Origin of the sequence: Azospirillum oryzae (genome assembly GCF_008364795.1) — a bacterium.
GTDB lineage: Bacteria > Pseudomonadota > Alphaproteobacteria > Azospirillales > Azospirillaceae > Azospirillum > Azospirillum oryzae.
Genome location: NZ_VTTM01000001.1, coordinates 1,135,222 through 1,153,362, shown reverse-complemented (window position 1 = coordinate 1,153,362; position 18,141 = coordinate 1,135,222). Strand labels below are relative to the sequence as shown.

13 protein-coding genes and 4 tRNA genes are annotated in these 18,141 nt (G+C 65.3%); 14 read left to right on the top strand and 3 right to left on the bottom strand.

Annotated features, from left to right (window positions below):
- The first annotated feature begins 237 nt into the window (after nt 1–237).
- Together FZ938_RS05550 and FZ938_RS05545 are read left to right on the top strand one after the other, a co-directional pair.
- Entirely contained in the window at nt 238–1,506 is a 1,269-nt protein-coding gene (locus FZ938_RS05550) for an outer membrane beta-barrel protein (protein WP_149197565.1), read from the top strand.
- 374 nt (nt 1,507–1,880) lie between these two features.
- Complete coding sequence (locus tag FZ938_RS05545; protein WP_149197564.1) at nt 1,881–2,462, top strand: polysaccharide biosynthesis/export family protein; 582 nt, start codon at nt 1,881–1,883, stop codon at nt 2,460–2,462.
- 105 nt (nt 2,463–2,567) lie between these two features.
- Here the strand turns inward: FZ938_RS05545 and FZ938_RS05540 are convergent, their stop codons facing one another.
- From FZ938_RS05540 to rlmB, 3 genes are all read right to left on the bottom strand, one after another.
- Nucleotides 2,568–2,831 (bottom strand): hypothetical protein, encoded by a 264-nt coding sequence (locus FZ938_RS05540; protein ID WP_211101034.1) that lies wholly within the window; start codon nt 2,829–2,831, stop codon nt 2,568–2,570.
- 182 nt (nt 2,832–3,013) lie between these two features.
- Nucleotides 3,014–3,089 (bottom strand) — tRNA-Thr (locus FZ938_RS05535).
- An 83-nt stretch (nt 3,090–3,172) separates the two neighbouring features.
- Nucleotides 3,173–4,108: a 23S rRNA (guanosine(2251)-2'-O)-methyltransferase RlmB gene (gene rlmB / locus FZ938_RS05530; protein WP_425492011.1), complete on the bottom strand. Its 936-nt coding sequence runs from the start codon at nt 4,106–4,108 to the stop codon at nt 3,173–3,175.
- A 132-nt stretch (nt 4,109–4,240) separates the two neighbouring features.
- Here rlmB and FZ938_RS05525 point away from each other — a divergent pair.
- From FZ938_RS05525 to rpoC, 12 genes are all read left to right on the top strand, one after another.
- Nucleotides 4,241–4,326, top strand: a tRNA-Tyr gene (locus FZ938_RS05525).
- Nucleotides 4,327–4,391: 65 nt separating this feature from the next.
- Nucleotides 4,392–4,465: transfer RNA gene (locus FZ938_RS05520), tRNA-Gly, on the top strand.
- An 80-nt stretch (nt 4,466–4,545) separates the two neighbouring features.
- Nucleotides 4,546–5,736: an elongation factor Tu gene (gene tuf / locus FZ938_RS05515; protein WP_136705163.1), complete on the top strand. Its 1,191-nt coding sequence runs from the start codon at nt 4,546–4,548 to the stop codon at nt 5,734–5,736.
- Between the two features lie 192 nt (nt 5,737–5,928).
- Nucleotides 5,929–6,004: transfer RNA gene (locus tag FZ938_RS05510), tRNA-Trp, on the top strand.
- A 71-nt stretch (nt 6,005–6,075) separates the two neighbouring features.
- On the top strand, nt 6,076–6,273 hold the full coding sequence (gene secE / locus FZ938_RS05505) for a preprotein translocase subunit SecE (protein ID WP_014246876.1): 198 nt from the start codon (nt 6,076–6,078) through the stop codon (nt 6,271–6,273).
- Nucleotides 6,274–6,276: 3 nt separating this feature from the next.
- Nucleotides 6,277–6,807, top strand: coding sequence for a transcription termination/antitermination protein NusG (nusG, locus tag FZ938_RS05500; RefSeq protein WP_014246877.1), 531 nt, complete (start codon nt 6,277–6,279; stop codon nt 6,805–6,807).
- Between the two features lie 160 nt (nt 6,808–6,967).
- Nucleotides 6,968–7,402: a 50S ribosomal protein L11 gene (gene rplK / locus FZ938_RS05495; RefSeq protein ID WP_149197561.1), complete on the top strand. Its 435-nt coding sequence runs from the start codon at nt 6,968–6,970 to the stop codon at nt 7,400–7,402.
- Nucleotides 7,403–7,406: 4 nt separating this feature from the next.
- Entirely contained in the window at nt 7,407–8,120 is a 714-nt protein-coding gene (gene rplA / locus FZ938_RS05490; RefSeq protein WP_149197560.1) for a 50S ribosomal protein L1, read from the top strand.
- Nucleotides 8,121–8,426: 306 nt separating this feature from the next.
- Nucleotides 8,427–8,948, top strand: a complete 522-nt coding sequence (gene rplJ, locus FZ938_RS05485) for a 50S ribosomal protein L10 (protein WP_012973195.1) — start codon at nt 8,427–8,429, stop codon at nt 8,946–8,948.
- 73 nt (nt 8,949–9,021) lie between these two features.
- On the top strand, nt 9,022–9,399 hold the full coding sequence (rplL, locus tag FZ938_RS05480) for a 50S ribosomal protein L7/L12 (protein ID WP_014246882.1): 378 nt from the start codon (nt 9,022–9,024) through the stop codon (nt 9,397–9,399).
- Nucleotides 9,400–9,647: 248 nt separating this feature from the next.
- Nucleotides 9,648–13,841: a DNA-directed RNA polymerase subunit beta gene (rpoB, locus tag FZ938_RS05475; protein WP_149197559.1), complete on the top strand. Its 4,194-nt coding sequence runs from the start codon at nt 9,648–9,650 to the stop codon at nt 13,839–13,841.
- 100 nt (nt 13,842–13,941) lie between these two features.
- Nucleotides 13,942–18,114 (top strand): DNA-directed RNA polymerase subunit beta', encoded by a 4,173-nt coding sequence (gene rpoC / locus FZ938_RS05470; RefSeq protein ID WP_149197558.1) that lies wholly within the window; start codon nt 13,942–13,944, stop codon nt 18,112–18,114.
- Nucleotides 18,115–18,141 lie beyond the last annotated feature (27 nt).

Here is an 18,141-nt window from a genome sequence, read left to right as displayed (position 1 = left end):
CTTGTCTCATTGCCGACCTTTTGTTGCGGCCACACCACAGGACCCGGCAAAAGCGGCGGCGGCCGGGCTTCACTGTTGCGGAAGGAGCACGGTTTGTTGTGTCTTTGCCGAGGATGCGTCCGCATCGGTTTCCGCCGGAAGGCGGCGCCTGGACGAATCCCACCAAGGGGCCGGCCCCCGGCCCGATGAGCCGACCGAACCCAGAGCCGACCGAACCCAGCCAAGCGCGGTGACTCCATGAAGACCAGCACCCTTTCCCTCCTCGCCCTCGCTCTCGCCTCGACCGGGCTGACGTCGCTTCCCGCCGCCGCCCAGGACGACCTGCAGCGTGGCGAAACCGTGCTGGAGCGCCGCCGGCCGGAGCTGGAGCAGCTTGGCGTCCGCGCCGGCTCCTTCCTGTTCCTGCCGCGGGTGGAAGCCGGCGCCACCTATGAGACCAACGTCTACGCCACCCGCGACAACCACGAGGACGACGTCATCTGGACCGTCCGTCCGCGGCTCGACATCAAGTCCGACTTCGCGGCCCATGCGCTGAACTTCTCCGCCTCCGCCGATACCGGCCGCTACAGCGACCATGCCGGCGAGAACTACACGGACTATGCCGCGCAGGCCGACGGGCGCTTCGACGTGAACAAGGGCGGTGCGCTGGACGGCCGGCTGTTCCACCGCCGCAACCACGAGGGCCGTGGCGACATCAACAGCCTGCAGGGCTATGCCGAGCCGGTGAAGTATTTCACCAGCGGCGGCGAGGCCGGCTATTCCCAGCGCTTCAACCGCCTGCGCGCCCGCGTGTCGGGGTCGGCCCAGTACATCTCCTATGACGACGTCGACCTGATCGGCGGCGGCGTCGCCCGCCAGGGCGACCGCGACCGCTGGGAATATGCGACGGTCGGCCGCGTCGGCTACGAATTCATCGAGGGCTATGAGGCCTTCGTCCAGGGCACCTATTCCTGGACCCGCCACAAGAACGACCGCGACGCCTTCGGCCTCGACCGCGATTCGGACGGGTATGAAGTGGTGGGCGGCGTTGCCAGCGAACTGACCGGCCTGGTCACCGGCGAGCTGTTCGCCGGCTATCTCGTCCGCAACTACAAGGACTCGCGGCTTGAAGATTTCAGCGGCCTGTCCTTCGGCGGGCGCCTGAACTGGGCGGTCACCCAGCTGACCGGCATCAGCGCCACCGCCAGCCGCCAGGTGCGCGAGACCTCGTCAAGCCCGGGCTTCGGCACCGCCTCCAGCTACACCCGCACCCTGTTCGCCTTGGGCGTCGATCACGAGCTGCTGCGCTCGCTGGTGCTGAACGCCCGGCTGCAGTACCGCCAGGACGACTTCAACGGAAACGACCGCAACGACAAGGTCTATACGGCCAGCATCGGCGGCACCTATCAGATGAACCGCTACCTGTATCTGACCAGCGGCTACACCTATGAAAAGCGCAACTCCAACCTGAGTGCGGCCGAGTACAGCGACAACCTGATCTACCTGCGACTCGGCGCCCAGATGTAATCCAGGCTGTAATCCGCCGAATCCGGATCGTCCGTCCGGGAAGGTTTCGGCCAAAGGTCCTAAAGGTTTTTCTGAACAGGGCAGGGCGTCCGTCCTATGACGGGCGCCCTTTTCTTATGCCTGCTTTTATGGCCGGTGGCGATGTATTGGGGGGATCCGAAGGCGGTAATTCCTCTCCACTTTTTCCCAAGCGCTTGCGAGTTGCTAGTCTCCACCCGAATTCAGGTGCGTGACCAAAGGGCGCCGCTGCAAGGCGGTCGGCGGATGGGCGGTTCCAAGGAGCCGTTCCATCCATCCGGGCCAACCGGGGACCGGCGATCAGGACCGGACCGGCGCTGCGGCAGGCATCCACCAGCCAGGGAAAGGGTTTAGGGATGAATCGACGTCATGTGTTCCGTGCGCTGGGCCAGGGGATCGGGTTGGCCGCGCTCGCCGTTGCCATGGTCGGCTGTGCCGGCAACGACGCGCCGATGGAGACCGCCGGCGCCGGTCAGATCGGCGAATACCATCTCGGCCCGGGCGACGCCTTGCGCGTCATCGTGTTCGGTGAGGAACAGCTGTCCGGCGAGTTCCGCGTGGACGGCACCGGCAAGGTCGCCATGCCGCTGATCGGCGAGGTCTCGGCCAAGGACCGCAGCACCCGCGACCTTGAAAAGGAAATCACCACCCGTCTATCCGCCGGCTATGTGAAGGACCCGAAGGTCAGCGTCGAGGTGCTGAACCACCGGCCCTTCTTCATCCTGGGCGAGGTGCGCAACCCCGGCCAGTACCAGTATGTCAACGGCATGACCGCCCTGTCGGCCGTGGCGATGGCCGGCGGCTACACCTACCGCGCCAAGGAGGATTACGTTCTCATCACCCGCGGCGCCGATCCCAAGAAGGAAATCCGCAAGGCTCCGATCACCACCTCGGTGATGCCGGACGATGTTGTCCGCGTGCCGGAGCGCTATTTCTGAGCCTGGGCTTCCGACGGTCGATGGCGGGATGCCTGACAGCAAAAAAGCCCGACCGGGATTCCCGGCCGGGCTTTTTGCCCTTCTGAACCTCCCGCAATCAGGCGGTCAGGTGTCGAGCGTATCGCCGCCCTTCTTCTGGCCAGGCGGGATGCGCTGGTCTTTGGGAACGATGGGATCGCGCGACGGGCCGTGCGGCGGCGTGGTGCCGGCCGCCTCGTCGTCGGTGCCGAGCGGAGCCGCAGCGGGATCGGTGGCCGGAACCTTGTCGCCGGTCAGCCCGCGGTCGATGTCCGCGCGCATCCGATGGGCCTCCGCGCTGGGAGTGGTGGGCATATCACCGCCCGACTCGGGGCGCTGGGGCTTGGTCATGGCCGGTCTTTCGCACAAGCTGGTGTCAGGGGGCATCCCAATGCCTCCTCCAACCGTGCTGCCGTCCAAGGGTTCCGAAGTGACAATACCGTCATCAGTGCGGCATCGGAGCGGCCATGGCCTTGAGCGAATGCCGCTCTGCCGGAACCGCGGCGCCGAGCCGGAACATCCCCAGTGCGCGGTGGTGCCGGATACAGGAATCGAACCCGTGACCTTCTGATTACAAATCAGCTGCTCTACCAGCTGAGCTAATCCGGCGCGCCCGTCGCTTGGCGGAGGCACACCTTAGCGTCCCTTTTCCGTGCAAACAAGCACTTGGCCGCGCCGGATCCACATCGCGGTCACTCGCGCAGACGGGCGACCTCGTACAGAGCCACCGCGGCGGCATTGGAAACGTTGAGACTGCCCACCGGACCGCCGGTCGGAAGGCGGGCGATGGCGTCGCAGCGCTCCATGGTCAGCCGCCGCAGCCCGCTGCCCTCCGCCCCCATCACAAGGACCGTCTTGCCCGTCAGATCCAGCTTCGCGAGAGTCGATTGCCCCGATTCGGCCAGCCCGACCGACCAGAAGCCGTTCTGCTGCAGGTCGGTCAGCGCGCGGGCGAGGTTGGTGACGCGAATCAGCGGCACCGCCTCCAGCGCGCCCGAAGCACTCTTCGCCAGCACACCCGTGGTTTCCGGCGCATGGCGTTCGGTCACCACCACGGCACGGGCGCCGAAGGCGGCGGCCGACCGCAGGATGGCGCCGACATTATGCGGATCCGTCACCTGGTCGAGGGCGACGATGACCACCGATTTCTCGGACTCCAACTCGTTGCACAAATCCTCGATGCCCAGCTCGGGCAGGGGAGAGGCGTCGACGACAACGCCCTGGTGGACGGCGCCCGGCGGCAGCATCCGCTCAAGCTCCATGCGGTCCACCGGCGAGGCCTCCGGCCGCTGCAGCCCCAACGCGCGCGCCGCCGCGAAGGCCGGCTCCAGCGCCGCCCGGCCCGAGTCGGTCGCCAACAGCCGATGGATGCGCCGCTCCGGGTTCGTCCAGGCAGCGGCGACCGGATGCAGGCCATAGAGAAGGACGCCCCGCGCGGCAGGAGGACGCCCACCCTTCGCCGGCCGCCGGCCGGCCCGACCGGAGTCGTCCGCCTGGTCCTGCCGCGGCGATGACCCGTGCTGCGCCTTGGCGCCCGAACGCTCGGCGTTTCGGTCGGAATTGCGGTCGGAAGAGCGGCTGGAAGCGGGGCCGGAGCCGGGATGTCTGGAGCGCGTCATGATACCCACGAAGAAGGGGAGGGGGCCGCAGCGGGCTGCGGCCGAATTTTTTCTGGTGTGAACCGCTTAACCCGTGTTGACAAGGTCTGAAAAATTCGCATATTGCCGAACTCCGCGGCGGGCACTGCCAGGCCGCGGACTGGAAGGGTGGCCGAGTGGTTAAAGGCAGCAGACTGTAAATCTGCCCGCGTTAGCGTACGCTGGTTCGAATCCAGCCCCTTCCACCACTACTTTCCACGGCTTGTCCGTGATCGCGTTTGCCCCGGACGGTCGCGCCGGCGGGATGGCTCAGGCGGGTGTAGCTCAATGGTAGAGCAGAAGCCTTCCAAGCTTACGACGGGGGTTCGATTCCCCTCACCCGCTCCAATCCCGCGTGCGCCACGGAAAACGGATCTCGGCCGGGCCATTGTGTGCGTCCGGAACGTCGGGAACGAAAGACCAAAGCGATGGCGAAGGCAAAGTTTGAGCGGAACAAGCCGCACTGCAACGTTGGCACGATCGGCCACGTCGACCACGGCAAGACGTCGCTGACGGCGGCGATCACGAAGGTGCTGGCGGAGTCCGGCGGCGCCACCTTCACCGCTTACGACCAGATCGACAAGGCGCCGGAAGAGAAGGCGCGCGGCATCACGATCTCGACGGCCCACGTCGAGTACGAGACGCAGAACCGCCACTACGCGCACGTCGACTGCCCGGGCCACGCCGACTACGTGAAGAACATGATCACGGGCGCCGCCCAGATGGACGGCGCGATCCTGGTCGTGTCGGCCGCCGACGGCCCGATGCCGCAGACCCGCGAGCACATCCTGCTGGCCCGCCAGGTTGGCGTTCCGGCCCTGGTGGTGTTCCTGAACAAGGTCGACATGGTCGACGATCCGGAACTGCTGGAGCTGGTCGAGCTGGAAGTTCGCGAGCTGCTGTCCTCCTACCAGTTCCCGGGCGACGACATTCCGATCACCAAGGGCTCGGCTCTGTGCGCCCTGGAAGACCGTCAGCCGGAGATCGGCCGGGACGCCGTTCTGGCTCTGATGAAGACGGTGGACGAGTACATCCCGCAGCCGGAGCGTCCGAAGGATCGTCCGTTCCTGATGCCGATCGAAGACGTGTTCTCGATCTCGGGCCGCGGCACCGTTGTGACCGGCCGTGTCGAGCGCGGCATCGTGAAGGTTGGTGACGAAGTCGAGATCGTCGGCCTGAAGGCGACGGTGAAGACGACGGTGACCGGCGTCGAGATGTTCCGCAAGCTGCTCGATTCGGGTGAGGCCGGCGACAACATCGGCGCGCTGCTGCGCGGCACCAAGCGCGAGGACGTCGAGCGCGGCCAGGTTCTGGCCAAGCCGGGTTCGATCACCCCGCACACCAAGTTCAAGGCCGAGGCCTACATCCTGACGAAGGAAGAGGGCGGCCGTCACACCCCGTTCTTCACCAACTACCGTCCGCAGTTCTACTTCCGTACGACGGACGTGACGGGCATGGTCTCGCTGCCGGAAGGCGTCGAGATGGTGATGCCGGGCGACAACGTCGCCATGGACGTGGCTCTGATCGCCCCGATCGCCATGGACGAAGGCCTGCGCTTCGCCATCCGCGAAGGCGGCCGCACCGTCGGCGCCGGCGTCGTTGCCAAGATCGTCGAGTGATGCTATAAGCCTGCCTCCCCCGCCGGGCTCCGGCCCGGCGGGGGAATCTTGTCTGGCTTCAGAGTACGGTTGGGCTTCCGGAAAGCCGTTCTAAAAAGTTATTCCGAAAGTCGGGTCGAAAGGCCTTGACACCGCCGCCGAAAGAATGCTTTAAGCGGCGTCCCACGCCGAAAGGTGTGGCCGGACGGAGATAGGAGTGTAGCTCAATTGGTAGAGCACCGGTCTCCAAAACCGGGGGTTGGGGGTTCGAGCCCCTCCACTCCTGCCATCCCGTCCCAATAACGGTTAGGGTAAAAGCGGCGCCCTCACAGTCGCTCCGGAGCTCGCACGGTTCGCACGATGGCTAAAGTCAATCCCGCAGAATTCGCGCGCGAGGTCCGCCGCGAGGTAGCCAGGGTCACCTGGCCGACCCGCAAGGAAACCGGCATCACGACCGCCATGGTGTTCGTCATGGTCGTGCTCGCCGCCCTGTTCTTCCTCGTCGTCGATCAGGTGCTGGCGGTTGCCGTTCGCTTGATCCTTGGGCTGGGAGGCTAAGACATGGCTGCGCGCTGGTACGTTGTTCACGTCTATTCGGGTTTCGAAAAGAAGGTCGCCCAGGCCATCCGCGAAAAGGCGGCTCAGAAGGGTCTGGAAGACAAGTTCGAGGAAATCCTGGTCCCGACCGAAGAAGTGGTCGAAGTGCGCCGGGGTTCCAAGATCAACACGGAACGCAAGTTCTTCCCCGGCTATGTCCTCGTCAAGATGGACCTGACCGACGAATCCTGGTCGCTGGTGAAGAACACGCCGAAGGTCACGGATTTCCTGGGCGGTGGCGGCAAGCCGCAGCCGATTTCCCAGCGCGAGGCCGAGCGGATCATCCATCAGGTGCAGGAAGGCTTTGAGCGCCCCAAGCCCTCGATCACCTTCGAGGTGGGCGAGCAGGTGCGAGTGAGCGACGGTCCCTTCACCTCGTTCAATGGTGTCGTCGAGGAAGTCGACGAAGAGAAATCCCGCCTCAAGGTGGCGGTGTCGATCTTCGGCCGCTCCACGCCGGTCGAGCTGGAATACACGCAGGTCGAAAAGATCTAAGCGCAAGGTTCCACAGTTTTTCGTGTCGGAGCTGCCGGTGCTTGCATCGGTGGCTCCATTCTGTTGCGGGAGGCTCGCCATGGCCGAACCGCAAAACCCCGCGACGCCGCGCCGGACCATCCGGTCGTAGGCGTGAGGTGTCGTCCCAGGAGGTTGTGAGATGGCGAAGAAAATCGTCGGTTACATCAAGCTGCAGGTTCCGGCCGGCAAGGCCAACCCGTCGCCGCCCATCGGCCCGGCGCTCGGTCAGCGCGGCCTGAACATCATGGAGTTCTGCAAGGCGTTCAACGCCAAGACGGCGGACCTGGAAGTCGGCATGCCGATTCCCGTGGTCATCACCGCCTATGGCGACCGCACCTTCACCTTCGTGACCAAGACCCCGCCGGTCAGCTACTTCCTCAAGAAGGCTTCGGGCAAGGACAAGGGTTCGACGACCCCCGGCAAGGGCGGTTTCGTCGGCCAGGTCACGACCTCGCAGATCCGCGAGATCGCCCAGAAGAAGATGGTCGACCTGAACGCGCACGACGTCGAAGCCGCAGCGACCATGGTCGCCGGCTCCGCCCGCTCGATGGGCCTCGAAGTGGTGGAGGGCTGATCCTATGGCGAAGCTGGGCAAGCGTCTGACCGACGCCTACAAGACCGTCAACCGCGACAACTTCTACTCGCTGGAAGAGGCCGTCACCCTGGTGAAGGGTGCTGCCAAGGCCAAGTTCGACGAGACCATCGAAATCGCGATGAACCTCGGCATCGATCCGCGCCACGCCGACCAGATGGTCCGCGGCGTCGTGAACCTGCCGAACGGCACCGGCAAGACCGTCCGCGTGGCGGTGTTCGCCCGTGGCGCCAAGGTCGATGAGGCCCTGGCCGCCGGCGCCGACGTGGTCGGCGGCGACGATCTCGCCGAACAGATCCTGGCCGGCAACATCAACTTCGACCGCTGCATCGCCTCGCCCGACATGATGGGCGTGGTCGGCAAGCTCGGTAAGGTCCTCGGCCCGCGCGGCCTGATGCCGAACCCGAAGCTGGGCACCGTGACCCCCGACGTCGCCGGCGCCGTGAAGGCCGCCAAGGCCGGCGCTGTGGAGTTCCGTGCGGAGAAGACCGGTATCGTCCACGCCGGCGTCGGCAAGGTCAGCTTCTCGGAAGAGGCGCTGGTCCAGAACATCCGCGCCTTCGTCGATGCCATCACCCGTGCCAAGCCGACCGGCGCCAAGGGCCAGTACCTGCTGAAGGTCTCGCTCTCGTCGACGATGGGCCCGGGCCTGAAGCTCGACCTCACCAGCGTGTCGGCTGCGGCCGGCGCCGCGGCGTAATCACCCGTCTTTCGCCGCCGGCACCTTCGGGTGCCAGCGGCGACCGGGTGGATGATCCAAGGGGGCCTGCCCCGGCGGACCGCCCACCCACCCCTGTCCGAGACCGCAGGTGTCCGCCCCTTCTCCGGAAGGTGAGGGCTTAAAATTCACCGGCGCAGACAGGAGTTGAACCCGTTGACCATTCCGGACCCCGTCAAGGCGGGACCACCGGATCAGGAACGGCTTGAACTTCTGGGACAGGTTCGCCGGACCTCCGGCCCGCAAGGGCAGGGGGTCCATGTAAACCTCTGTGCAAGGAGGCGATCCGTGGATCGTACACAAAAAGAAGCGACGATCGCGGCTCTGCAATCGAAGCTCCAGGACACGGGCCTGGTGGTGGTCACCCACCATCTGGGCCTGACGGTGAAGGAAGTCACCGACCTGCGTGCGAAGGTTCGGGCTGCTGGCGCCAGCTTCAAAGTGACGAAGAACCGGCTCGCCCGTCGTTCCCTTCAGGGGACGCAGTTCGAAGGTCTGGACGGTCTCTTCAAGGGACCGACGGCGATCGCCTTCTCGAAGGATCCCGTTGCGGCTGCCAAGGTGGTGGCCGACTACGCGAAGACCAACGAGAAGCTCAAGATCGTCGGCGCCAGCCTCGGCACCCAGATTCTGGACGCGGAGGGGGTCAAGGCCCTCGCCTCGCTCCCGTCGCTGGACGAACTGCGTGGCCGCCTCGTGGGCATGATCCAGACCCCGGCGACCCGTATCGCCGGTGTCCTCCAGGCTCCGGGTGGCCAGGTCGCCCGCGTGCTTGCCGCCTACGCGAAGAAGGACGACGAGGCAGCCTGAGCTGGCCCGCAAGGCCAACTCGACTCACTCGTTTTTTTCCATCCCCAGAACTCAAGTCGTTTGGAGTAGTAACATGGCTGATCTGCAGAAGCTCGTCGACGATCTGTCGGCCCTGACCGTCCTGGAAGCCGCCGAGCTGTCGAAGCTCCTCGAAGAGAAGTGGGGCGTCTCCGCCGCCGCTCCGGTGGCCGTTGCCGCCGCTGGCCCGGCCGCTGCCGCTGCCGCTCCGGCCGAAGAGCAGACCGAGTTCACGGTGATCCTCGCCGATGCCGGCGACAAGAAGATCAACGTGATTAAGGAAGTCCGTGCGATCACCGGCCTGGGCCTGAAGGAAGCCAAGGACCTGGTCGAGGGCGCTCCGAAGCCGGTCAAGGAAGGCGCCACGAAGGACGAGGCCGCCAAGATCAAGAAGCAGCTTGAAGAGGCCGGCGCCAAGGTCGATATTAAGTAAGACCTTGTTGCGTTACGGATCATACAGTTCCACGCCGGACGGCGGTCGGTTCCCCAGGGAACCTGCCGCCGCACGGCGTTTTCTGCCTTCCGCCGGACCGGGCTTGCCCGGCCCGGCTCTTTCCGTCCCCATCATGGGGATGGCCCGCGCGGGCGCCCTCGGGAGCGGTCGACACCAGTCGGCTTGATCCTGCGGTCGGTTGAACGGTCGGTATAACGCGCATCACGTACAGACGTTTGGGGACATCCATGGCCAAATCCTTTACGGGTCGTAAACGTGTTCGGAAGAGCTTCGGGCGCATCCCGGAAGTCACCCAGATGCCCAACCTCATCGAGGTGCAGCGCAGCTCCTACGACCACTTCCTGCAAATGGACATCGCCCCGGAAAAGCGGGCGAACCTGGGCCTGCAGGAAGTCTTCAAGTCGGTCTTCCCGATCAAGGACTTCTCCGACCGCGCGGTGCTGGATTTCGTCAAGTACGAGCTTGAGCAGCCGAAGTACGACGTCGAGGAATGCCAGCAGCGCGGCATGACCTTCGCGGCTCCGCTGAAGGTTACCCTGCGCCTGTCCGTGTTCGACGTCGAGGAGGACACCGGCCTCCGTTCGATCCGCGACATCAAGGAGCAGGACGTCTACATGGGCGACATGCCCCTGATGACGGCCAACGGCACCTTCATCATCAACGGCACCGAGCGCGTCATCGTCTCCCAGATGCACCGCAGCCCGGGTGTCTTCTTCGACCACGACAAGGGCAAGACCCACGCGTCGGGCAAGTATCTGTTCGCCGCCCGCGTCATCCCCTATCGCGGTTCCTGGCTGGACTTCGAGTTCGACGCCAAGGATCTCGTCTACGTCCGCATCGACCGCCGCCGCAAGCTGCCGGCCACCACGCTGCTGTTCGCTCTGGACGGCGCGGAGACCGAGGCGCTGCGCGCCGAGCGCAAGGCGAACCGCAAGGACCTGCTGCCCTACGAAGCGCAGGGCATGTCGAAGGAAGAGATTCTCAACTACTTCTACGACACCATCACCTACACCCGCTCCGCCGGCGGCTGGAAGACCCCGTTCAGCGCCGAGCGCATGAAGGGCGTCAAGCTGGTGTCCGACCTGGTCGATGCCGCCACCGGCGCCGTTGTCGCCGAGGCCGGCACCAAGATGACTCCGCGCGTCATCAAGAAGCTGGTCGAGGCCGGCCTGACCGAGCAGCAGGTCTCCACCGAGGAGCTGACCGGCCGCTACCTCGCCGTCGACATCATCAACGAGCGCACGGGCGAAGTCCTGTTCGAAGCCGGTGACGAGCTGTCGGCGAGCGACCTCGACAAGCTGGAGAAGACCGGCGTCGACGAGCTGCCGGTGCTGGCGATCGACCACCTGAACGTCGGCGCCTACATCCGCAACACCATGAATGCGGATCGGAACGCCAGCCGCGAAGACGCGCTGATCGACATCTACCGCGTCATGCGTCCGGGCGAGCCGCCGACCCTGGAGTCGGCCGAGGCGCTGTTCTCGGGCCTGTTCTTCGACAGCGAGCGCTACGACCTGTCGGCCGTCGGCCGCGTGAAGATGAACGCGCGCCTGAACTTCCAGACCGACGACCAGATGCGCGTTCTCCGCAAGGAGGACATCCTGGAGATCCTGAAGGTTCTGGTGAACCTGAAGGACGGCCGCGGCGAGATCGACGACATCGACCATCTCGGCAACCGCCGTGTCCGCTCGGTCGGCGAGCTGATGGAGAACCAGTACCGCGTCGGCCTGCTGCGCATGGAACGTGCGATCCGCGAGCGCATGAGCTCGGTCGAGATCGACACGGTGATGCCGCATGACCTGATCAACGCCAAGCCGGCCGCCGCCGCGGTGCGCGAGTTCTTCGGTTCGTCGCAGCTGTCGCAGTTCATGGACCAGACCAACCCGCTGTCCGAGATCACGCACAAGCGTCGTCTCTCGGCACTCGGCCCGGGCGGTCTGACCCGCGAGCGCGCCGGCTTCGAGGTGCGCGACGTGCACCCGACGCACTATGGCCGCATCTGCCCGATTGAGACGCCGGAAGGTCCGAACATCGGTCTGATCAACTCGCTGGCGACCTACGCCCGCGTGAACCAGTACGGCTTCATCGAGAGCCCCTACCGCAAGGTCATCGACGGCAAGGTCACCAACGAGGTGGTCTATCTGTCGGCGATGGAGGAGGGCCGCTACGTCGTCGCCCAGGCGAATGCCGAGCTGAACCCGGACAACAGCTTTGCCGCCGATCTGGTGTCCTGCCGCCAGGGCGGTGAATACCTGATGTTCCGTCCGGAGGCGATCGACCTGATCGACGTGTCGCCGAAGCAGCTGGTGTCCGTGGCGGCGGCGCTGATCCCGTTCCTGGAGAACGACGACGCCAACCGCGCGCTGATGGGCTCGAACATGCAGCGCCAGGCGGTGCCGCTGGTCAAGGCCGACGCGCCGCTGGTCGGCACCGGCATGGAGGCGACCGTCGCCCGCGACAGCGGCGTGACCATCGTCGCCAAGCGCTCGGGCATCGTCGACCAGGTCGACGCCACCCGCATCGTCGTCCGCGCCACCGACAGCTCGGACAGCACGGCGCCGGGCGTCGACATCTACAACCTGCTGAAGTTCCAGCGTTCCAACCAGAACACCTGCATCACCCAGCGTCCGCTGGTGAAGGTCGGTGACCGGGTGAACGCCGGCGACATCGTTGCCGACGGTCCGTCGACCGATCTGGGCGAACTGGCGCTCGGCCGGAACGTGCTCGTCGCGTTCATGCCGTGGAACGGCTACAACTTCGAGGACTCGATCCTCATCAACGAGCGCATTGTCAAGGACGACGTCTTCACCTCGATCCACATCGAGGAGTTCGAGGTCATGGCCCGCGACACCAAGCTGGGCCAGGAGGAAATCACCCGCGACATTCCGAACGTGGGTGAGGAAGCTCTGAAGAATCTCGACGAGGCCGGCATCGTCTACATCGGCGCCGAAGTCCGTCCGGGCGACATCCTGGTCGGCAAGGTGACGCCAAAGGGCGAAAGCCCGATGACGCCGGAAGAGAAGCTTCTGCGCGCCATCTTCGGCGAAAAGGCTTCGGACGTCCGCGACACCTCGCTGCGCCTGCCGCCGGGCGTCGTCGGCACCATCGTCGAGGTCCGTGTGTTCAGCCGCCGCGGCGTCGACAAGGACGAGCGCGCGCTCGCCATCGAACGCGCGGAGATCGAGAAGCTGGCCAAGGACCGCGACGACGAGCGCGGCATCCTGGAGCGCAGCTTCTACACCCGACTGAAGGAAGTGCTGCTCGGCCAGACCGCGCAGTCCGGCCCGAAGGGCATGAAGGGCGGCACGGTCCTGACCGAGGAGGTTCTGGCCGGCCTGTCGAAGGGTCTGTGGCGCCAGATCGCCATCGCCGACGAGCAGGTGATGGAGACGGTCGAGAACCTGGCCAAGGTGTTCGACGACTCGATCAAGGCCCTGCAGGACCGCTTCGAGAACAAGGTCGACAAGCTGCAGCGCGGTGACGAGCTGCCGCCGGGCGTCATGAAGATGGTCAAGGTCTTCGTCGCGGTGAAGCGCAAGCTGCAGCCGGGCGACAAGATGGCCGGCCGTCACGGCAACAAGGGTGTCGTCTCGCGCATCATCCCGCAGGAGGACATGCCGTACCTCGAGGACGGCACCCCGGTCGATCTGGTGCTGAACCCGCTGGGCGTGCCTTCGCGCATGAACGTCGGTCAGATCCTGGAAACCCACCTCGGTTGGGCGGCCTCGGGTCTTGGCCGGCAGATCGGTCGCGCGGTCGATCAATACCGTCTGGCGATCCGTCAGAAGGCCGAAGGCGCTCCCCAACTGGAGGCCCTGCGCAGCACGCTGAAGTCGGCGTACGGCGAGGTGACCTACAACGAGGACATCGCCGACATGACCGACGGCGAACTGCTGGAGCTGGGCGGCAACCTGCGCAAGGGCGTGCCCTTCGCGACGCCGGTCTTCGACGGCGCCCGCGAGGAGGACATCTGCGTCCATCTGGAGCGTGCCGGTTTCGACCGGTCGGGCCAGTCGACGCTGGTGGACGGCCGCACCGGCGAGACCTTCGACCGCAAGGTGACCGTCGGCTACATCTACATGCTGAAGCTGCACCACCTGGTGGACGACAAGATCCACGCCCGGTCGATCGGCCCCTACTCGCTGGTCACGCAGCAGCCGCTGGGCGGCAAGGCCCAGTTCGGCGGTCAGCGCTTCGGTGAGATGGAGGTCTGGGCGCTCGAAGCCTACGGCGCCGCCTACACGCTGCAGGAAATGCTGACGGTGAAGTCGGACGACGTGTCCGGCCGCACCAAGGTCTACGAGGCCATCGTCCGCGGCGACGACAACTTCGAGGCCGGCATTCCGGAGTCGTTCAACGTGCTGGTTAAGGAGCTGCGCTCGCTCGGCCTGAACGTCGAACTGAACCAGCGGTCCTACTGAGCCGATTTGACGTGACCAAACCCCGGAACGGTGCGAGCACCGCTCCGGGGTCATGCACTGCCCTTAACCGACAACGCGGCGATGCCAGCGGGAGACGGTCATGAATGAGTTGATGAACATTTTCGGCCAGGTCCAGGGGCCGCAGAGCTTCGATCAGATCCGCATCCAGATCGCGAGCCCCGAGCGGATCCGGTCCTGGTCCTACGGCGAGATCAAGAAGCCGGAAACCATCAACTATCGCACCTTCAAGCCGGAGCGCGACGGCCTGTTCTGCGCCCGCATCTTCGGCCCGATCAAGGACTACGAGTGCTTGTGCGGCAAGTACAAGCGCATGAAGTATCGCGGCATCATCTGCGAGAAGTGCGGCGTCGAGGTTACGCTGTCGAAGGTCCGGCGCGAGCGCATGGGCCATATCGAACTGGCGTCCCCGGTTGCGCACATCTGGTTCCTGAAGTCGCTGCCGAGCCGCATCGGTCTGCTGCTCGACATGACGCTCAAGGATCTGGAGCGCATCCTCTATTTCGAAAACTACGTCGTCATCGAGCCGGGCCTCACCCCGCTGAAGCTGCATTCGCTGCTGAACGAGGAAGAGTACCTCAACGCCCAGGACGAGTACGGCGAGGACGCCTTCACCGCGTCGATCGGTGCCGAAGCGCTGCGCATCATGCTGTCCGCGCTCGACCTCGACGAGGAGAAGAAGCGCTGCCGCGAGGATCTGCGCGACACCAACTCCGAAGCCAAGCGCAAGAAGCTGGTGAAGCGCCTTAAGCTGATCGACGCGTTCCTGGCCTCGCAGTCGCGTCCGGAGTGGATGATCCTGGAAGTCATTCCGGTGATCCCGCCCGAACTGCGTCCGCTGGTCCCGCTGGACGGCGGCCGTTTCGCCACGTCGGATCTGAACGACCTGTACCGCCGCGTCATCAACCGCAACAACCGCCTGAAGCGGCTGATCGAGCTGAAGGCGCCGGACATCATCGTCCGCAACGAGAAGCGCATGCTGCAGGAGGCCGTCGACGCTCTGTTCGACAACGGCCGCCGTGGCCGCGTCATCACCGGCGCCAACAAGCGTCCGCTGAAGTCGCTGTCCGACATGCTGAAGGGCAAGCAGGGCCGCTTCCGTCAGAACCTGCTCGGCAAGCGCGTCGACTATTCGGGGCGTTCGGTCATCGTCGTCGGTCCGGAGCTGAAGCTGCACCAGTGCGGCCTGCCGAAGAAGATGGCGCTCGAGCTGTTCAAGCCCTTCATCTACGCCAAGCTTGAGCTGTATGGCCTCGCCTCCACCATCAAGGCCGCCAAGCGGATGGTGGAGAAGGAGCGTCCCGAGGTGTGGGACATCCTGGAAGAGGTCATCCGCGAGCATCCGGTGATGCTGAACCGGGCGCCGACGCTGCACCGTCTCGGCATCCAGGCGTTCGAGCCGACGCTGATCGAAGGCAAGGCGATCCAGCTGCACCCGCTGGTCTGCACCGCCTTCAACGCCGACTTCGACGGCGACCAGATGGCCGTGCACGTGCCGCTGAGCCTCGAGGCCCAGCTGGAAGCGCGCGTCCTGATGATGTCGACCAACAACATCCTGTCGCCCGCCAACGGCAAGCCGATCATTGTGCCGTCGCAGGACATCGTCCTCGGCATCTACTACATCTCCATGGACCGCCCGAGTGAGAAGGGCGAGGGCATGGTGTTCGCCAACGTCTCGGAAATCGAGCAGGCGCTGAACGCCAAGGTCCTGTCGATCCATGCGAAGATCAAGGCGCGCTACGTCGGCGTCGACGACGAGGGCAACGAGCAGATCACCATCGTCGAGACGACTCCCGGCCGCATGCTCCTGTCGGAGCTGCTGCCGCGTCACCCGAAGGTGCCCTTCTCGCTGATCAACCGCGTCCTTACCAAGAAGGACGTCGGCAACGTCATCGACGCCGTCTACCGGCATTGCGGTCAGAAGGAGACGGTGATCTTCGCCGATCGCCTGATGAAGCTGGGCTTTGGCCACGCCTGCCGCGCCGGCATCTCCTTCGGCAAGGACGACATGGTCATCCCCGCCGCCAAGGAGAAGCTGGTCAACGAATCGAAGGAGCGGGTGAAGGAGTTCGAGCAGCAGTATCTCGACGGCCTGATCACGCAGGGCGAGAAGTACAACAAGGTCGTCGACGTCTGGTCGGAATGCACCGAAAAGGTCGCCTCCGAGATGATGAAGGCGATCTCGACCACCGAAGCCGGCAAGCCGGTCAACTCGGTGTACATGATGGCCCACTCCGGCGCCCGCGGTTCCGCCGCGCAGATCCGTCAGCTGGCCGGCATGCGCGGCCTGATGGCCAAGCCGTCGGGCGAGATTATCGAAACGCCGATCATCTCGAACTTCAAGGAAGGCCTGACCGTGCTGGAGTACTTCAACTCCACCCACGGCGCCCGCAAGGGTCTGGCCGACACCGCCTTGAAGACGGCGAACTCCGGTTACCTGACCCGTCGTCTGGTCGACGTGGCGCAGGACGCCATCATCGTCGAGCATGATTGCGGCACCGAGCGCGGCATCACCGTCAAGGCGGTGATCGACGGCGGCGAAGTCATCTCCCCGCTGGGCGATCGCATCCTCGGCCGCACCGTGGTCGGCGCGGTGATCGACCCGCTGAACGGCGAACTGATCGTCGAGGACGGCGGCCTGATCGACGAGCCGACGGTCGACCGCATCGAACGGTCGGGCATCGACTCGGTCAAGATCCGCTCGGTCCTGACCTGCGAGACCCGCGACGGCGTCTGCGCCAAGTGCTACGGCCGTGATCTGGCCCGCGGCACGCTGGTCAACACCGGCGAGGCGGTCGGCGTCATCGCGGCGCAGTCGATCGGCGAGCCGGGCACCCAGCTGACGATGCGTACCTTCCACATCGGTGGTGCGGCGCAGCGCGGTGCGGAGCAGAGCCAGATCGAGGCGGCGTTCGAAGCGACGGTGCGGATCAACAACCGCAACGTCGTCATGAACTCGTCCGGCATCCCGGTGGTCATGGGCCGCAGCACCGAAGTCATCCTCCTCGACGACCAGGGCCGTGAGCGAGCGCGTCACCGCGTGCCGTACGGTGCCAAGCTGCTGGCGGACGAGGGTGTGAAGGTCGAGCGCGGCGCCAAGCTGGCCGAGTGGGACCCCTATACCCTGCCGATCATCACCGAGCGTGCCGGTACCGCCCGTTACATCGACCTCGTGGAGGGCATCTCCATGCGCGAGGTGATGGACGAGGCGACGGGCATCAGCTCCAAGGTGGTGGTCGACTGGCGTCAGCAGCCGCGCGGCGCAGACCTGAAGCCGCGCATCGCGCTGGTGGACGAGCGAGGCGACCTGATTACCCTGCCGAACGGCCTGGAAGCCCGCTACTTCATGTCGGTGGACGCCATTCTGTCGGTGGAGAACGGTGCCGAAGTCCGGGCCGGTGACGTGCTGGCGCGTATCCCGCGCGAGTCGTCCAAGACCCGCGACATCACCGGTGGTCTGCCGCGCGTGGCCGAGCTGTTCGAGGCGCGTCGTCCGAAGGACTTCGCCATCATCTCGGAGATGAGCGGTCGCGTCGAATTCGGTAAGGACTACAAGACCAAGCGCCGCATCGTCGTCCGCAACGAGGAAACCGGCGACGAGAAGGAGTATCTGATCCCGAAGGGCAAGCACATCTCCGTGCAGGAGGGTGACTATGTCGAACGCGGCGATCTGCTGATGGACGGCAACCCGGTGCCGCACGACATCCTGGCGGTGATGGGTGTGGAGGCCTTGGCCGACTACCTGATCAACGAAATCCAGGACGTCTATCGACTGCAGGGCGTGAAGATCAACGACAAGCACATCGAGGTGATCGTTCGCCAGATGCTGCAGAAGGTCGAGATCACCGACGCCGGCGAGACCACCTTCCTGGTGGGCGAGCAGGTCGATCGTCAGGAGTTCGACGAGGAGAACGAGAAGACGGTCGCCGAGGGGCTGCAGCCGGCCCACGGTCACCCGGTTCTCCAGGGCATCACCAAGGCCAGCCTGCAGACGCGGTCCTTCATCTCGGCCGCGTCGTTCCAGGAAACCACCCGCGTCCTCACGGAAGCGGCCGTCGGCGGCAAGGTCGACAACCTGGAAGGCCTGAAGGAGAACGTCATCGTCGGCCGCCTGATCCCGGCCGGCACGGGCTCCGTGGTGAACCGCCTGAAGCTGATCGCCGCCGAGCGTGACCGCGAAGCGGCCCTGGAAGCCGGCGCTCCGGAGGAAACTCCGGCCCTGCCGACCCCGGGCGAGGAAAGCTCCGCGGCCTGATCCTTCGGGTCAAGTGAGTGGGGGAGG

Excerpts from the sequence above, each read along its gene's own strand:
- FZ938_RS05550 (WP_149197565.1), top strand. The coding sequence starts at position 238 with ATGAAGACCAGCACCCTTTCCCTCCTCGCCCTCGCTCTCGCCTCGACC.
- FZ938_RS05545 (WP_149197564.1), top strand. The coding sequence starts at position 1,881 with ATGAATCGACGTCATGTGTTCCGTGCGCTGGGCCAGGGGATCGGGTTG.
- FZ938_RS05540 (WP_211101034.1), bottom strand. The coding sequence starts at position 2,831 with ATGACCAAGCCCCAGCGCCCCGAGTCGGGCGGTGATATGCCCACCACT.
- tuf (WP_136705163.1), top strand. The coding sequence starts at position 4,546 with ATGGCGAAGGCAAAGTTTGAGCGGAACAAGCCGCACTGCAACGTTGGC.
- secE (WP_014246876.1), top strand. The coding sequence starts at position 6,076 with ATGGCTAAAGTCAATCCCGCAGAATTCGCGCGCGAGGTCCGCCGCGAG.
- nusG (WP_014246877.1), top strand. The coding sequence starts at position 6,277 with ATGGCTGCGCGCTGGTACGTTGTTCACGTCTATTCGGGTTTCGAAAAG.
- rplK (WP_149197561.1), top strand. The coding sequence starts at position 6,968 with ATGGCGAAGAAAATCGTCGGTTACATCAAGCTGCAGGTTCCGGCCGGC.
- rplA (WP_149197560.1), top strand. The coding sequence starts at position 7,407 with ATGGCGAAGCTGGGCAAGCGTCTGACCGACGCCTACAAGACCGTCAAC.
- rplL (WP_014246882.1), top strand. The coding sequence starts at position 9,022 with ATGGCTGATCTGCAGAAGCTCGTCGACGATCTGTCGGCCCTGACCGTC.
- rpoB (WP_149197559.1), top strand. The coding sequence starts at position 9,648 with ATGGCCAAATCCTTTACGGGTCGTAAACGTGTTCGGAAGAGCTTCGGG.
- rpoC (WP_149197558.1), top strand. The coding sequence starts at position 13,942 with ATGAATGAGTTGATGAACATTTTCGGCCAGGTCCAGGGGCCGCAGAGC.